This is a genomic window from Flavobacterium soli DSM 19725 (assembly GCF_000422705.1).
In the GTDB taxonomy this organism is placed as follows: Bacteria; Bacteroidota; Bacteroidia; order Flavobacteriales; family Flavobacteriaceae; genus Flavobacterium; species Flavobacterium soli.
Map to the genome: position 1 here is coordinate 1 of NZ_AUGO01000013.1, position 17,950 is coordinate 17,950.

The 17,950-nt window shown below is 38.1% G+C and carries 6 protein-coding genes and 1 pseudogene; 3 read left to right on the forward strand and 4 right to left on the reverse strand.

What is annotated here, in order from left to right; all coding sequences use genetic code 11:
* Window positions 1–103: 103 nt before the first annotated feature.
* The 4 genes from cas2 to G508_RS19615 all read right to left on the reverse strand — a co-directional run bounded on the left by cas2 (window position 104) and on the right by G508_RS19615 (window position 6,558).
* Entirely contained in the window at window positions 104–451 is a 348-nt protein-coding gene (cas2, locus tag G508_RS0113270) for a CRISPR-associated endonuclease Cas2 (protein ID WP_026705782.1), read from the reverse strand.
* Window positions 444–1,340, reverse strand: a complete 897-nt coding sequence (cas1, locus tag G508_RS0113275; RefSeq protein ID WP_026705783.1) for a type II CRISPR-associated endonuclease Cas1 — start codon at window positions 1,338–1,340, stop codon at window positions 444–446. Before cas1 ends, cas2 begins: the two co-directional genes overlap by 8 nt.
* A 2-nt stretch (window positions 1,341–1,342) precedes the next feature.
* Complete coding sequence (gene cas9 / locus G508_RS0113280) at window positions 1,343–5,407, reverse strand: type II CRISPR RNA-guided endonuclease Cas9 (RefSeq protein WP_026705784.1); 4,065 nt, start codon at window positions 5,405–5,407, stop codon at window positions 1,343–1,345.
* Between the two features lie 335 nt (window positions 5,408–5,742).
* Entirely contained in the window at window positions 5,743–6,558 is an 816-nt protein-coding gene (locus tag G508_RS19615; protein ID WP_084625988.1) for a helix-turn-helix domain-containing protein, read from the reverse strand.
* 494 nt (window positions 6,559–7,052) lie between these two features.
* Here G508_RS19615 and G508_RS19620 point away from each other — a divergent pair, with 494 nt between their 5' ends.
* The 3 genes and pseudogenes from G508_RS19620 (at window position 7,053) to G508_RS19020 (ending at window position 17,924) form a co-directional block, all read left to right on the forward strand.
* Window positions 7,053–9,485: an immunoglobulin domain-containing protein gene (locus G508_RS19620; protein WP_157486029.1), complete on the forward strand. Its 2,433-nt coding sequence runs from the start codon at window positions 7,053–7,055 to the stop codon at window positions 9,483–9,485.
* A 505-nt stretch (window positions 9,486–9,990) separates the two neighbouring features.
* Window positions 9,991–11,973: pseudogene (locus G508_RS20615) on the forward strand (Ig-like domain-containing protein); the annotation flags it as partial.
* 899 nt (window positions 11,974–12,872) lie between these two features.
* Window positions 12,873–17,924, forward strand: coding sequence for an Ig-like domain-containing protein (locus tag G508_RS19020; protein WP_169628040.1), 5,052 nt, complete (start codon window positions 12,873–12,875; stop codon window positions 17,922–17,924).
* Window positions 17,925–17,950: the final 26 nt, after the last annotated feature.

Here is a 17,950-nt window from a genome sequence, read left to right on the forward strand (position 1 = left end):
TGTTTGATATGTTGGTTGTTATGGGTTATTGTAGAAAATGAAAAAGAATAGGTATTATTTCTTGTAATGCAAGTGAGGAACTATTTTTTGAATTCTACTAGTTTTAGAACAATTCTAATTGTTGAGAAGGTTTATCCGTTTCTACAGGTTTTTTGCCATAAAATAATTCCATCATCCCAAATTGCTTATCGGTTATTTGCATCACGCCAATTTTACCATGTTCGGGGAGATTATTTTTTATTCTCTTAGTATGCACTTCGGCATTTTCTCTACTGGCACAAAAACGCATATAGATCGAGAATTGAAACATAGAAAAGCCATCGTCCAATAATTTCTTGCGAAACGTACTGGCAATTTTACGCTCTTTGCGTGTTTCGGTGGGCAGATCAAAAAACACTAATATCCACAAACTTCTATATTGATTTAGTCTGGTGTAATGTTCGTCATACATAAACGGGGTATAAAATCTTTCTTGCACTTCCTTCAAAACATTGATGTAATGAATTTGTAGTTCGACTCATTGCCACCATCAAAGGGCTTTGTTTTCCGTCAATTAGCACATCAATAGAAGCGATGCTCAACAATTGTTTTTTTATTTCAACTGTCAATTCCTCTATTTTATCTTCTGTTTCCATGATGTGGCAAACTATCAAATCAACAAAAGGTCTGTAAGGTTCCATAATGTCATCTGCCAAACAATAGGCATTGTATTTGTTTCGGTGAAAAATTCCTAGTGTTGGTAGCATTCCAGAACTTACAAGGGCCCTAGCTGTAATTCCTCTTAAAATGGCATAGCCGTAATTTAATAGATTGTTTGGAGGTAAACCTTTTTGTTGTCTGGTAAATCCTTCAATATCAAATAATTTATCCCAATAATAAACCGCAGCCCTTGCTTCGTGATTTAAAGCATCACCCGAAGTTACTTCTTTTGCCCAAAGTTCCATCTTTCGCATCGGAATTCCTTTTTCCCTGAGTAAACCAGCCTGATTGGTAATTTTGCTACTGATTGTTTGTTGCCACAAGTTTTTCTTTAAAGGTAGGGAAGCTTCAATTTGATGCCGAAAGCGTTCGGTTTGTTCGGTATGACCGCTCAAGGGCATTAACAAACCAATAGGTAAGTGGTATTGGTCACAATTGATTAAAGCTACATTGTTATGGGTCAGTTTTTCGAGTAAGCCATTGGTAATGGTAATTTGTTGGTTTTCCAAAACGATGACACCAATATCTTCTATAGCAACAGTTTTGGTTTCTTGTTCCTTGTCAGGATAAGAAACTACTAACTGCTCATTTTTTGTGCTTAAATAAGCAGGGTTGCCGAAGAAAAGGGTTCGTTTTATCATAACTAATATTCTCCTAATTGAACGATCTTACCTAAATGATTGATGCGAACTTTTATAATTCCTTCAAAATAAGGAAGGCTTTTAATAGACTTATAAGTTTTGTCTTTTAATTCTTTTACATCATTTATTGTCGTTTCTAAATGATGTCTAAATACATAATCTCTAACGGAAGCGCTCCCATATTCAACTTTAGAAAATTTCTGGACTCTGAATAAATTCTTACTTATCAATTCTTTGCTTATAAGATTATATAAGTCAAATTCTTTTGGATTAAATCCTTCGGAAGGAAATATAAAAAACTCATTTTGTTTCATAGAGAATAAGAATTTCCAACCTTTTTCGTGATTTTTATTGATAATAGATAATCCTAGATTTTTACGAGTTATAGCTTCAAAAAATGAAATTACTTCGTCTTGTAGATTGCCTTTTTCATCTCTGTAAATAGCAACGTGATGGTTGTTTCCAGTACTCACAAAATCAACAGGAATTGGGTTGTTGTTTTCGTCTAAAATTTCATTACCAAAATGGTCTTTTTTAGTATGTAAAGCTTGTGCATTGCTAACTCCACTAATTGTTACTCGTTTTATGGCAATTCCTTTCTCTTTGTTTTGCCAAATTGGGTTTTCGTCAAGGTTTGCAAACGCTTTTTTGGGGTCATTAGCAAATTCATTCAAACGGTCTTGAAGAATGGTTTTTAAGCCAACATCAATTACTTTGTCGATTTTAAAATCAGGTGTTATGTCTTTCCTGATTGTATAATCGGCTTCTAGCCAAACTATTTTGACTTTTTCGGGAACTACAATGGTATCTTTTAGACTAATATAAATAGGTGTTTTGTTCAAAGCATTTTTTCCTGTAAACGCTTTTTTAGGATCGTTGCCATTTTCTTGTAATCTTTTCGATAAGGCTTCTCGATATTCTTTTTTTGCAACTTTTTGAATATACTCTTCAGTGAAATTTGCATTCACTTTTTCTTCTTTGGTAACATACTGTTGTAGTTTCCCATAAACTGTTTCTTTATGCAACTGTCCTCTCGGTGTCAATTGAATCTTCTGATTAGTTCCACCACTTTTTTTAGTTATGTTTTTATTTTTGGTAACTACTTTATTTTTTGCTTTGTAGGAAATCAAAATACCTTCAAGTTGTTTTTTAGCTTCTTCTCTAAAGTTTGGCATTGGTTCAATAAATCGAAGTTTGTTATTCTTGTCTCTTCTCAAATATTTTGTTTCAATTCCAAAAACTGAACTTGCTTTTTTATCGCCTTGTGTTTTTGCATTTAGATTATTCAAATACTGAATATAAGCTGGTTTAGTAAAAGCAACCGTTATGGCATCCATTGCATGATGTCGATGGTCATTTCGTTTTGTCCAATCTTTAATTTTGTATAAGCGTTCTCCGTTTTTACCTTCTTCAATATGGGTTAAACCCAATTTGTCGTATTTCTCCCAATTGAGTTCTTTCATCACATCAACTAATTCCCAATCTTCACGAAGTTTGTCAGTTACGCTACCAATTGTTGCAGTGACATTTCTGGAAACTTCCAATAAAATTTCTTTAGCTTTCTTAGCAATGTATTGTGTTTCTCTTAATTGACGAGCAATAAAATCTTCTGGAATTTCATTGTCAGCCATCAAAAGTTTATTCTGTTTAGTTTTGCTAATTTTTCCAAACAAACTCTTTACCCTTTTTTCGAACTGGTCAAATTCTTCGAGAGATAATTTTTCTTGTAAAAAGGAATAAGCTGTTTTATTATTTTTATCAATGTTTAATTGTCGCTCACAAATAGTTTTATTTGAAAAACTATCATCAAATAAACGTGATTTGGGAATGATATGTTCAATATCATAGTCTTTTGTAAACAGTCTTGATGGTTCTATTGGTTTTCCTGTATACAATGAAATTCCATCACATTCTTTCCAAAGTTTATAGCGTATAATGTCATTTCGGGTTACACGATGGATTCCAAACTCGGAATGTAATAATTTCCTGATTTGCTCATGTTCTGCCGTACTTTTGTTAATTGCTTTTGTCATTTCGCTTCGTTGCTCATTGTTGTTTTTTAACTCACGAGCAAGTTCGACACGAATTTCATCAGGTTTCCCCATTGTTGGGTCGGCAATAATGGCATTAATTACATTAATCATTTGATTAAGAATTTTCTCTACCACAGGATTTCTCAAACTATTTTTCTTGATTAAATCTAATGTGTCTTTTAGAATTCTTTCATTATTTTGTTCTGTCGTTAATGATGATGAATGGTTGTAACCAACTAAGAAGCAAGCTTTGTCATAAATATGTCCATCCATCAAATGGGGTAATATTTTTTTTATGGCTTTGGCACTCAAACTTCCATAATCTGCTTGTAAATTTATATTTAAAAGAAAAGGAATGTGATTTTCTTTGAAACCAAATTTGCTAATCAAGCTTTTTTTCAAAAAATCATCTTCTTCTGCTGAATATAATAGATGCCACAATTGATAATAAGGTTGTTTGTCGAAATCATTACCTTGAATATTAGAGTCAAAATCTAAAATACCAGTATTGATTTCTAAATCTGAAAAAGCAGATTTGATAATGTTTTTTATATCCTTAGTATCAAGTTTTGAAAAGTCTAGTTCGTCATAGCCCTCTAAAATTAATATTTTTTCAAATGCTTTATAGATTGATGTATTAGTTCTGTTTCCTTCAATTTTTTTGAAATTAACAGTATGTATACCTTTCTTTAGTTCACAAAAAGTTAACATCTGAATATCTGTAATACTTTCTTTTAACTGCAATTCTTTTGCAATTATTTGCTTCAATTCTTCGCTCAATTCAAATATCTCTTTCGTAGTTTCATTTTTAACGACAACATTATTCAAATTCTGCCAAATTCTGAATTCTTGAAATAATGGAGACGATTTAGGAATGGCTTTATGTCCTTTTTCAAATTCGCAAAAACTTACCAGATGTTTTTGAGATTTCAATTTTCGTTGGTAGAAAATGGTAATATCTCGAACTTCAGATTTTAATTTTTCATCTAATTCAGTATGAAATTTCGACTGAGTTTCCCATATTTTTTCAAATTCATCTAAATAATCCTGACGGTAAAAAACTTGATTTTTTAGTTCGGCATGTGCGTTTTTCTGAAGTTGCTTGTATTGAAATTGGCCAACAGTTTCCTGATTGAAATATAATTCCTTGCTTCGGTCGCTAATGGCACCAAGATAACCGCTAGATTGATTAATTTGATTATTTATTTCAGTTATAATAAATGCCAAAATCTTCAAATCCAGTTCATTTGCCAAAGCCTCATTTCTCCATTTGTAATGTTGTAATTTTGTTTCTTCTCTTGTTCCTTTATTTTCGGCAAGAGGAATATTTAATGTTCTTGAGAAATGTTGAGAAGTAACAGTTCTGGTTTTACCTTGAATGTATTCAAGAAGCTTATCATTGATTTGATCAGAATGAAATTGATTTTGAAAACGCACAATTTTCTCTAATTCCTTCTGTAAATCAGAACGGTAAAAATCAGGAATGAATTTTCCACCATTGGATAAAGAATTATAAACCCATTGTCCAGGAGTTAAATTGTTTTCAAAAATTTCTTTGGCAATTTTCATTCCGTCTATTGCATCTCCTTCTTCAGCTGTTTTTGCTTTTCTACTGCTTTTATAACCGCGTTTTTTGTTGAGCATTAATAATACCTGAACCAATTCTTCCTTAGTAACAAATTCTGTTGCGGATTTTGCTCTTAATTTATAAGATGAAAAAGTTGTTGCAGAGCCAGTTTCGGCATAAATAAAATCATTGGGTATGAATTTTATTTCAGTAAAAATTTTCAACAATGCATCTCTTCTTTGCTTAAAACGTTGCAAACCTCTTCTTGCACCACGTTTTAATGTTCTATCTGCATTTATAGAAATTGTATTGCCTTTTTTAAAATCAGCTTCTTCATCAGTAGTAAGAGGAACAATACGAACTCCAGTATTTATAATAGATGAGGCTTCGTTTTCATTCTCAGCTTCATTAATAAAAGCCCAACCTATCGAGTTAGTCCCCAAATCCAATCCTAATATTTTTTTCATAATTAAAGATTTAATTTCGCAATTTAATTCAAAAAAAAATAGCAACATTACGGTTTTCCTCATTCCAACATTAAAAATAATGTTGTAGTATTGCAGTACAATTTTGAAGCAATTCACAATAAGGATTATTCCGTTGTGAAAACATTCAAAGCGGCTTCAAAAGGGTCGCTTTTTTTATTGCATTAAATCCAAATTTAAATTACGGAAAACCTCATTTTCAAATTAGCATAAAAAAAATACCCTGAATTAGTTCAGAGTATTTACTTGTATCGTGTTAAGGGAGAACTTTTGATTTTAAAACAATAGTAATTTTTGGATGTTTTCGTCGATGTTAATTATGAACTAGTTGAAGGGTTTTCATTCTTTCTCTTGGACAGTTGTTCCATAAAGCACGAAGGCGACATTCCAACAATCGATTTGAATACTGCCGTAAATTTACTATGAGAAGAGAAGCCACATTCGTTGGCCAGATAGCTAATCTTATAGTTGAGGTAGGCATGATTGGATTCCATTTTTCTGATAATGTAATGGATCCTCAACTCGTTGATATAACTATTGAAATCTTTCTTTTTGTACTTATTGATAACGTAGGACAAATACTTCGTGTTGGTTTTTAATTTTACCGCCAATGCCGAAAGATTCAGGCTTTTGTCCGTATATTTTGTACCTTCTTCAAAGTGAATAAGCTTTTTCAGCAATTCTTCCTTCACCTCGTTTGACATTAATTTCTTTTCACACTCTTCTGCTAGCGGGTCAATATTTTCTCCATTTGACAATTGATGCTCCATTCCAAATTCAGCATTAGGATCATCAATCAGTGAATGAATCCGGCTTTTCTTTTTATAATTAATTCGTTCCAATAATATAACGGATAGTACAATGAGGGAAACATAGATCAGCAGAAAGTAGAACTTACTGTTTTCAAGCAGCACGGCGGCTGCAATACATTGAAAATGTTCGGGGAAGGAGCACGTTATGGGATCGGCCCCACTAACATGCTTGTAGGTGTCTTCTGGAATTTCCTCTGCCACCTTAAAAAGGATATTAGTAAAAAAATCGACCTTTCTTAAAAAACCACCTAAGGCATTCAAATCGGTATTAATTAGCATCGCACTAATTGACTGGAAAACTGGGGTAATGTTTACTGTCATAGTTTTTTGTTTAATCAATCTATTTAAATTATTTAATTTCTATCAAAAACGACTCATTTACTCCAACTACAACGTTGTAGTTGTTTCAACTTGAATGGTAAAAATTTAAATCTGCTTCTTAGGTTGTTTACGCAAATTTCATTACTAGAAACTTATTGAAACGCATTTTGAAAATAGTTTCCATTTTTAACTAACAATGAATGAAACGAATATAGAAAAAATTAGGGAGAATTCCTGTTTAATATAAGGAATAGACTGACAAAAAAAAATACAAATCATTATCTCTTAATTAACAACTGTTTATCAATGATTTAGTAGTTGTTTTCACCTAGTAGAATTCACGAATTCTGATAGTCCAAAAAACAAAGACACCTAAATATTGCTCTACTTTTACATCAAGATTCCTTCTTTTAACCCCACCCAACAAAAAAAAATATAACCCAAGTTACCCCTTAAACTGAGTTATAAATTTTAAAAAAATGTATTCTATGGTAATGAATTCTACCCTCCAAAAATCCAAGATTCTTTTATTATTATTGTTTTTTGCGTTTCTCCCTACACTCAGTGTAAAAGCGCAAACAAGAATCTATGCCACCTCCATTACTTCACAAAGTGAAGTGGACGACTCGGCAAATGCTATTGATGAAAATATGACAACGAGAGCCCGAATTAGGGCAAGTTCAGGTGTAGCTCTAGGTCTAGGAGCCTACTCGGGACACCTTGAAATTAAATTTGATGACGTTCTAGCGGCAAACACTACCAGCTATGTTAAGATAGCCACCGACGACAATCTGCTACCGTTCCTATTAGGTGGGGGCCTTGGTGGATTGCTTGCAGATGTCGGCGGTGTAGTGCTTGTTGGCAATCAAGAATTCACTGTGCAAGCTAAAAATGTGAACACAGTGGTACTGGAAGGCGAAAGCTCGGACAGTTCTGACTTTGATGGCAATAGCCTCAGGGTAGTGACAAATGCGGCTGGAGAGTATTTTTTGGCCATCACGCCAAGTGCACCTTATGATCGCATCCGCCTTACTAATGAAATCGGATCTCTTCTAGGATTATTCAATATACGTCGACTCGATGTGTATGAAGCCTATTATGTAGAGGACCCTGCCAATTGTGGTACAGCAGCTTTCACTTCTTTTAGCGGATCAGGAATAACTTTGGATCTGCTAGAACTTGCTTCGGCAGGAGTTGAAAATCCTGAATTTGCGATTGATGCTAACCCCGCTACTCATTCTACTTTGAGCCAAGGGATTCTTGGTGTGGCAGCTTCTATAGAACAAACCGTTTACTTTGAAGGGCTTTCGGATGTTTCAGACCAGTATGCCGTTCGCCTTCGATTAGCTCAAACTTTAGTCGATCTAAATATTGCAAATAACATAACTGTAACGGGCTTTAACGGAGCAAACCAGGTTTTTAGTTCTAATTTAGGTACACTCTTGACGCTGAATTTGCTTTCTCTTCAAGGAGATGAAATTATGACTATTCCTGTAAACCCGGGTGTTCCAGTAGATAGGATCAGTGTTCGTTTTGCATCCTTGGTAAGTCTGTCAGCCTTGCAAAATCTTGACTTTTTTGGCATAACCAGAACACCTGGGCAACCGTTGATTACGGATCCAGCTACAGCAGATGCTCAAGTTTGCGAAGGCGAAACAGCGTCACTATTAGCTGATACTCCTGTTGGAAATGAATTGCGTTGGTATGATGCTGCAACTGCAGGAACATTATTGGAAACAGTAGCGGCAGGTGCTCCATTTGTTACGCCATCATTAACAAATACTACAATCTATTATGTTGCTTCAGCAAGAATTGGGTGTCCTGAAGAATCGGCTAGAGTAGCCGTTACGGTTACTGTAAATTCAGTTGCTACGCCAACAACTACTGATACTACTCAGGATTTTTGTTCCTATACGCTTCCAACTCTTGCCAGTTTACAAGTAAATGAAGGAGATTTAGTTTATTATGATGCTGCAACAGCAGGAAATCTTCTTCCTTCAACCACTTTATTGGCAAATGCGACAACTTATTATGTAGCTATCGCTGATGCCGGAACGGGTTGCGAAAGTACCGTTCGATTAGCGATCACTGTTAGCCTTGCCGACTTATGTAGTACAAATGTTACCGCAAAAATGATGTTGCAAGGAGCTCTTTTTGGAGCAGGTGGTGGACTTATGCGTGACGATCTTCGTGTGAAAGGATTGATTCCTTTGGCACAGCCTTACAGTAGCTCACTAAACGAACGCTTTACCCATGTAAATGGAGGAGGAACTGAAACCACGACTCAAGCTGTGCTTGATGCTAACGATGGAACAGGTGATGCAATTGTGGACTGGGTTTTCCTTGAGTTCAGAGAAGCTGCCAACAACCAAAACATAGTGAGAACAGTATCGGCACTTTTGCAAAGAGACGGTGATGTAGTAGCTGCTGATGGTGGTGCTTTAACAGTTGACCTTCCAGGAACATTCCTGATTGCCATAAAACACAGAAACCACTTTGGTGCACTTTCTAGTACGGCTGTAACGGTAACAAATGCAGCAGTAACATTGGATTTTACCACATTAACAAATGATGATTTGTTTTCAAACCCAGGTTTTTCTGGACAAGTGTCGATGACGACAATAGGAGGGAACAAGGCTTTGTACTCCGGTAATGCCAATTTTGATATCCGTATCAAATATGATGGCGTAGCCAATGACCGACAAATGACGGCCAGCCAAGTGCTATCCCACCCAAACAATACGGGCTTGATTTTAAATTTTGCCAATGCTGAAGGATACTATTCAGGAGACATCAATATGGATGGAGTTGTATTGTATGATGGTGCCAATAACGACAGGCAACTGATTTTGAATACGGTTTTAACCTATCCACTGAATCTCAATTTGCTGACAAATTACAACGGACTGCTTGAGCAGATGCCTTAAAGAATTTATAGAGAAAAAAAAGTTTTACCCCACCAACCCCAACCTTTTATAAATTATGAAAAAAAATATCCTGAAGGCTTTCCTAATGGTTATTATGCTATTTGGAATACAGCAAGCAAATGCTCAGCAAATCGAACTTAATGTAACTTTCAATCCTTCCATGTGCCACTATGAGGTGTATGCAAGACCTGATTTTACACAAAACAATTTTATTTTGGCAGGAGGGAGTCAAGTGACCATCTTACTTCCTAGTAGTGTTGATAATTCTTCTGTTCTAATAACAAATGTCAACGGAGGTCCTTGGTCAGATAATTCACAGGTGTATGCTCCAGCAGCATTACCTGCAAATGACTTTCATGCCTTGTCAACCAATGGTTCTACAGTAAATTTCGTTACTGGCGTAGAGCTATTGTTATTTACTTTCGAACTTCCAGGCGGCTCTTGTTGTGCTGCGGGAGTAAGGTTGTTTAACAATACGACCGATCCCCAATCAAGTGACCCAGGCATGGGAGGCGGAGATTTTAACAATTATGTCGCCAATGCCTTGTCGCTAAACGATCTTTACTTAGGGAATTATAATAACGGCGGTACTATTTGTGATCCGTGTCTTATAAATCCCGTTGCAGTTCCTACAACTACTGACCCGACTCAGGATTTTTGCCTCATAGATGCACCAACCTTAGCCGATTTGCAGGTAAATGAAACCAATATTAGATGGTATGCAGCTGCAAGTGGAGGAACTCCATTGCTAAATACTACGGCTTTGGTTTCTGGAACGACCTATTATGCTGCACAATTTGAACTTATTGATGATTGTGAAAGTGCTACACGTTTGGCCATTACTGCCACAGTTGGTAATGCTGCAACTCCAACAACAACCGATACTACCCAAGATTTCTGTCTTATTGATGCTCCAACTGTAGGAAACATTCAAGTGAACGAAGCTGGAGTAATTTGGTACACAGCAGCAACAGGAGGATCGGTCGTGGCAAATGCTTCTGCTTTAGTAAGCGGTACTACTTATTATGCTTCGCAAACCATTGGCGGATGCCCAAGTGCTACACGTCTTGCAGTAACCGTAACGGTGAATAATGCTGCAACTCCAACAACAACTGATACCACTCAAGATTTTTGTCTTATAGATAGTCCAACTGTTAGTGACTTACAAGTAAACGAAGCAGGTGTGGTTTGGTATACAGCTGCAACAGGCGGAGCTTTAATCGCTGGAAATACCGCTATAGTAAGCGGAACGACCTATTATGCTTCGCAAACCATTGGTGGATGTCCAAGTGCTACTCGTCTTGCCGTAACGGCAACAGTAGGAAACGCTCCAACGCCAACTACTACTGACTCTACTCAAGATTTTTGCCTTATTGATGCACCAACGGTAGGGGATATCCAAGTTAATGAAACGGGAATAACGTGGTATAGTGCCGCAACTGGCGGAGTTGTTGTAGCCAATGGAACAGCTCTATCAAGCGGAACTACCTATTATGCTTCGCTAACAGATGCTGGTACAGGTTGCGAAAGTGCTACACGTTTAGCGGTAACCGTAACTGTAGGAAATGCTACAACTCCAACAACTACTGATACTACACAAGATTTTTGTCTTATAGATGCTCCAACAGTGAGTGATATTCAAGTGAATCAAGCTGGGATTACATGGTATACTGCAGCTACAGGCGGTTCAGTAGTAGCTGGAAATACAGCCTTAGTTAGCGGAACAACCTACTATGCTTCACAAACCTTAGGAAGCTGTCAAAGTGCTACACGTTTGGCAGTAACCGTAACGGTAGGAAATGCTGCAACTCCAACAACAACCGACACTACCCAAGAATTTTGTCTTATCTTGAATCCACTTGTTAGCGCTATACAAGTCAATGAAGCTGGAGTAACATGGTACAATGCCGCCAATGGAGGTTCGGCTGTAGCCAATAACACACCTCTAGTAAATGGAACTACCTATTATGCTTCGCTAACAGATATTGCTTCAGGTTGTGAAAGTGCAACTCGTCTAGCTGTAACGGTAACGGTAGCCAATGCGACAACACCAACAACTACTGACACTACACAAGATTTTTGTCTTGTAGATAACCCAACGGTGAATGATATTCAAGTTAATGAGGCAGGGATTGTTTGGTTTACCGCTGCAACTGGCGGTAGTGTAGTAGCAGGTAATACAGCTCTTGTGAGTGGTACAACTTACTATGCTTCTCAAACAATTGGCGAATGCGAAAGTGCTACTCGTTTGGCTGTAACGGTAACTGTTGGAAATGCTGCGACACCAACTACAGACAACCCAACACAGCAATTCTGTTCTTATAATAACCCAACATTGAACTCAATAGATGTGAATGAAGCAGGAGTAATCTGGTATGCAGCAGCTACTGGAGGAACAGCACTTGCAGCAAACACACCATTAGTAAATGGAACAACCTATTATGGCGTTTTGGTAAACCAAGGTTGTGAAAGTGCAACTCGATTAGCCGTTACGGTAAACCTATCGAACCTGTGTGATGTGACACTAAATTTAAAAGCCATGTTGCAAGGGGCTCTTTACGGAACATCAAACGGATTGATGCGTGATAATTTAAGAACATTGGATCTTATTCCGCTCAACCAACCTTACAGTAGTGCACTCAACATGAGGTTCACTCATGTAAATGGAGGTGGTGCTGAAACGACAACATCGGCAGTTTTAAGCGTAAGCGGAGGAGCTGCAATTGTAGACTGGGTATTCCTAGAATTTAGAGAAGTTGCCGCTCCACATTCGGTTTTTAAAACGGCATCTGCTTTATTGCGTCGTGATGGAACTATCGTGGCTGGAGATGGTGGAGCATTAGTAATCTCTAATCTTCCAGAGAATTTCCTAGTAGCAATCAAACATAGAAACCATTTCGGAACCATGATAGCTGAAGCAGTAACGGTAGAAAATAATACTGTTACGCTTGATTATACAACAATGGATAGCAATGACTTTTATGTCCTTTCTGGAACATCTGCCGGAATTCCAAGTGTAAGTATAAGTGGTATGAATGCCATGAGAGCTGGAAATGCAAATTTTGACCGTCGAATCAAATATGATGGGGTTAATAATGACCGACAGATACAAGGATCCCAAGTGCTTTCGCATTCAGGAAATTCAGGTAATGTATTGAATTATGCAGGAGCCGAAGGGTATTTTTCTGGAGATATTAATATGGATGGAAAAGTACTATATGATGGTGCTAACAACGATAGACAAATCATTTTGAATATAGTGGTAACCTATCCGATGAATACTGGAACACTTGCCAATTATAACGATTTGGTAGAACAGATTCCTTAATTGGATGACCATTTTACAAAATGTTTGATATGATAATTTTAACTTTTATAAAAGTGCGTATGAAAAGTTTTATACTTAAAATGCTAATCCTAGGACTAACGTTCTTTGCTGCGATAGATTTCTATTCGCAAGATATAGACCTTACCCTAAAGTATATACCCGAAACCAACCTGTATGAAGTATATGCTCGTCCTGATTTCAGCCAGAACAATTTCTTCTTGGCTGGAGGTAGTCAGATTACCGTAGTACTTCCTGCTTCAGCACCAGATACCGGGTTGGCAGTAGTTTCAGTTAATGGTGGTCCATGGTCAGATAATTCACAGGTTTATGCTCCTTTGGCAGCAACCACAAGTGATTTTCATGGAATTGCAACTAACGGTTCACAAGTTAATCTTGTAACGGGAGCCGAATTGTTACTTTTTCGTTTCTCATTAGCTGCTGGTTGTGTACCAGGAGTGAGAATCTTCAACAATGCCACCGATCCAGGTTCAGGAGCTCCAGGTATGAATGGAGCAGGATTTGGCAATTATGTTGGTAATGTCTTTACATTAGAAGACCATTATGGAGAAAATTATAATAATTCAGGTACAGTATGTGGTCCTGTAGATGACGATGGGGACGGTGTCAATCAAGGTGTCGATCCTGATGACAATGATCCTTGTGTACCAAATCCTAATTTTGCAACCTGTGATCAGGATAACGACGGATTAACCAATCAGGAAGAAATTGCCATTGGTACAAATCCAACAAATCCAGACACCGATGGCGATGGAATAAACGACGGAACCGAAGTATTAAATGGTTCAAATCCTTTAAATCCATGTGATCCAAATCCTGCGAATCCAGCTTGTGTGGTAGATCCAGAAGTTGAGTTTACCATCAAGTTCAACCCAGTGACGTGCACCTATGAGGTATATGCATTACCAAACTTCACCCAGAATAATTTCTTTATTGCTGGTGGTAGCCAAATTACAGTGGCAATACCATCTCTTGCAGGCAATCAGCCTTTAGTGATTACAACCCTTGCAGGAGGTGTATGGACGGATAATTCGCAAGTTTATGGACCAGGAGCTTCTCCTTCAAATGATTTCCATGCGATTTCTAGTGATGGTTCTATGATCAATTTTGTTCAGGATACTGAGATTCTATTGTTTACGTTCCAATTGCCAGGAGGTGTTTGCTGTTTGGAAGGTGTAAGGCTTTTCGAAAATGATACAGATCCTGACTCTTCCGATACAGGAATGAGTGATGGAGATTTTGATAATTATTTTGCCAATATCTTTATCATGGATAACTTCTATGAAGGCAACTATAATAACGACGGACTTCTTTGTGATGAGTGCCAAATCAATCCTTTAGCACCACCGACAGCGACTGACGTAACCCAAGATTTCTGTGTGATCAATGCTCCAACATTGGCTTCTATCGTATTAAATGAAACCAATATAAGATGGTATGCTGTAGCAACTGGTGGTCTATTACTTCCAATTACAACGCCACTTGTAGACGGTATGGTGTATTATGCAGCACAATTTGATCCTTTGAATAACTGTGAAAGCGATACAAGATTGGCGATCACGGTAGCTGTAGATGACGCTCCAACACCAACTACAACCGATACTACCCAGGATTTCTGTCAAGCAGATGCTCCAACGGTAGCCGATATCCAAGTAAATGAAACAGGAGTAACCTGGTACACAGCAGCAACAGCCGGAACTGTAGTTCCAGCAACAACTGCCTTGGTAACAGCAACAACTTATTACGGTTCATTAACCGATGCCGTAACAGGATGTGAAAGCAGTATCCGACTTGCCGTGACGGTAACAGTAGGAAACGCTCCAACACCAACTACAACCGATACTACCCAAGATTTCTGTCAAGCAGATGTTCCAACGGTAGCCGATATCCAAGTAAATGAAACAGGAGTAATCTGGTACACTGCAGCAACAGGTGGAACCATAGTTCCAGTAACAACTGCATTGGTAAGTGGAACGACCTATTATGCTTCTCTAACCGATGCCGTAACAGGATGTGAAAGCAGTATCCGACTTGCCGTAACGGTAACAGTAGGAAACGCTCCAACACCAACGACGACGGATACTACCCAAGATTTCTGTCAGGCTGATAACCCAACGGTAGCCGATATCCAAGTAAATGAAACTGGAGTAATCTGGTATACTGCAGCAACGGGTGGAACTGTAGTTCCAGCAGCAACTGCATTGTTAACTGGAACAACTTATTATGCAACACTAATCGATGCAGTAACTGGATGCGAAAGCACAACCAGATTAGCAATAACGATAACTGTTGGCGATGCTCCAACACCAACTACAACCGATACTACCCAGGATTTCTGTCAAGCAGATGCTCCAACGGTAGCCGATATCCAAGTAAATGAAATAGGAGTAATCTGGTACACTGCAGCAACAGGCGGAACCGTGATTCCAGCAACAACTGCCTTGGTAACAGGAACAACTTATTACGGTTCATTAACCGATGTCGTAACTGGTTGTCAAAGCAGTATCCGACTTGCTGTAATAATTACAGTAGGAAATGCTCCAACACCAACTACAACCGATACTACCCAAGATTTCTGTCAAGCAGATGTTCCAACGGTAGCCGATATCCAAGTAAATGAAACAGGTGTAGTTTGGTACACTGCAGCAACAGGCGGAACCATAGTTCCAGCAACAACTGCATTGGTAAGTGGAACGACCTACTATGCTTCATTAACGGATGCATTCACAGGTTGCGAAAGTGCAATACGATTAGCTGTTACAGTAACAATCGGTTCGGCTTCGACACCAACTACGAATGATGCAACACAACAATTCTGTGCTGTAAACAATCCAACTATTGCTGATATTCAAGTAAATCAAGCAGGTGTAGTTTGGTACAATGCTGCAACAGGTGGAGCACCTCTTCCAGCTACAACACCATTGTCAGATGATATGACCTATTATGGAAGTCTAACGGTTAATGGATGCGAAAGTACTACCCGACTTGCTGTTACAGTAACGATTGAGCAAGGTATCACCCCAACAGCTCCATCAACTTCGCAAGTGCTTTGTAGTGTTGATAATCCAACAGTTGCAACTATTCAAGTAGATCAAAACGTAACATTCTACTCTGCTGCAACAGGTGGTTCAGTGATTGCTGCTACAACACCAATTATAAGCGGAACGGTTTATTATGCTTCTTATATCGATCCTATTACGGGTTGTCCAAGTGCTACACGTCTTGCAATTACTGTAACATTAAGTAACGGCACGACACCAACCACAACCAGCACGACACAATCATTCTGTGAAGCCGATACACCAACAGTAGCGGATATTCAGGTGAACGAGCCGGGAGTGACCTTCTATTTGTCAGCATCTGGAGGAGCACCATTGGCACCTGCCACAGCATTGCTAGACAATACGGTATATTATGCAAGTATAGTGGACGCTTCTGGCTGTGCAAGTAGCACAAGATTGGCCATAACAGTCAACATTGATGATGCTGCAACCCCAACAACAGACGATACAACTCAGAATTTCTGTCAAGCAGAAGTTCCAATAGTTGCTTCAATACAAGTAAATGAATCAGGTGTTCTTTGGTATACCACTCCAACAGGAGGAACTGCTTTAGCTCCAACCGATGCATTAGTTTCTGGAACTACTTATTATGGAGCACTAGGATCAGCATCAGGATGTGCAAGTGCAATTCGTTTAGCTGTTATTATCACAATAGGTAACGGACAAACACCAACCACAGACAATACGATACAGGATTTCTGTTCGGCTACTAATCCTACAGTTGCAGATTTACAAGTGAACCAATCCAATGTAAGTTTCTACACGAGTGCAATTGGAGGAATCCTGATTGCAGCAGATGAACCTTTGATAGATGGCGTAACCTATTATGCTTCTTATATCGATCCAATTACAGGATGTGAAAGTACTACAAGACTTGCCATTCAAGCGAATGTTAGTAGCGGAACAACGCCAACTACGGTTTCTATAACACAGGAATTCTGTGAAGGAGATGCTCCAACTGTAGCCGATATTCAAGTAAATGAAACTGGCGTTACTTGGTATGCCACCCCAACAGGTGGTACTCCATTGAATCCTGCCACTTTACTATCAGATGGTATGACCTATTATGCTTCAATTGTAACCAATAATTGTCCAAGTGCTATCCGACTTGCGGTAACGGTAACAGTTTATGAAAGTTCAGTAGCTACTATTTCAGGTGGTGGTGCTACAACTTGTTTCGGTACAGAAGTGACCTATACAACAGAGAGTGGCAATTCTGGATACATCTGGGATGTAGTAGGAGGTGATATAGTTGCTGGAGGTACGACTTCAGATGCTACCATTACTATTGCCTGGAATATTGAGGGAGATGGTTTTGTAAGTGTTTCCTATACGGATATGAATGGATGTGATGGTATCGCTTCGGCAATATTAGATGTAAATGTAACCAGCTGTGCAGATATTATGATCTCTAAAACTGTCGATGAGTTCCATCCAAGAATCAATGACAATGTCACCTTTACAATTTCAGTAACGAACACTGGAAGTAGCATCTTTACCAATGTTGTGGTAAGTGAGAATCTGCCAAGTGGTTACGAAATGATAAGTGTAACAGCTACAAATGGCACTTATGATTCTGGTACAGGTCTTTGGACAATACCAACCTTAATGCCAGGAGAAGTTGCCTTTATGCTTGTTGAAGCTACAGTTGTATTTGGTGGAGGTTATACCAATACGGCAATGATCTTATCTTCTTTACCTATCGATAGCAATACAGGAAATAATGAGGCCAGTGCTACAACTGAACCTGTATGTCTAACAGTATTCAACGAGTTCTCACCAAATGGAGATGGTACAAATGACTTCTTTATGATTGATTGTATTGAATTCTATCCAGATAATACACTTCAAGTATTCAACCGATACGGATCACCAGTATTTGAAACAAAAGGGTATCAGAACAATTGGGACGGTACTGCGAATGTTGATGGTGTCGTAAGGAGAAATGAAAAACTTCCAGTAGGAACCTATTACTATATCCTTGAGGTTGACGGCAAGGCAAAAACAGGATGGGTTTATATTATGAGATAACAATGAGGAAAAGGAGCAGTGGGAAA

What these genes read in the sequence shown, in the direction of transcription:
- cas1 (WP_026705783.1), bottom strand. Translation starts at nt 1,340, where the DNA reads ATGATAAAACGAACCCTTTTCTTCGGCAACCCTGCTTATTTAAGCACA.
- cas2 (WP_026705782.1), bottom strand. Translation starts at nt 451, where the DNA reads ATGTATGACGAACATTACACCAGACTAAATCAATATAGAAGTTTGTGG.
- cas9 (WP_026705784.1), bottom strand. Translation starts at nt 5,407, where the DNA reads ATGAAAAAAATATTAGGATTGGATTTGGGGACTAACTCGATAGGTTGG.
- G508_RS19620 (WP_157486029.1), top strand. Translation starts at nt 7,053, where the DNA reads ATGAATTCTACCCTCCAAAAATCCAAGATTCTTTTATTATTATTGTTT.
- G508_RS19020 (WP_169628040.1), top strand. Translation starts at nt 12,873, where the DNA reads ATGAAAAGTTTTATACTTAAAATGCTAATCCTAGGACTAACGTTCTTT.
- G508_RS19615 (WP_084625988.1), bottom strand. Translation starts at nt 6,558, where the DNA reads ATGACAGTAAACATTACCCCAGTTTTCCAGTCAATTAGTGCGATGCTA.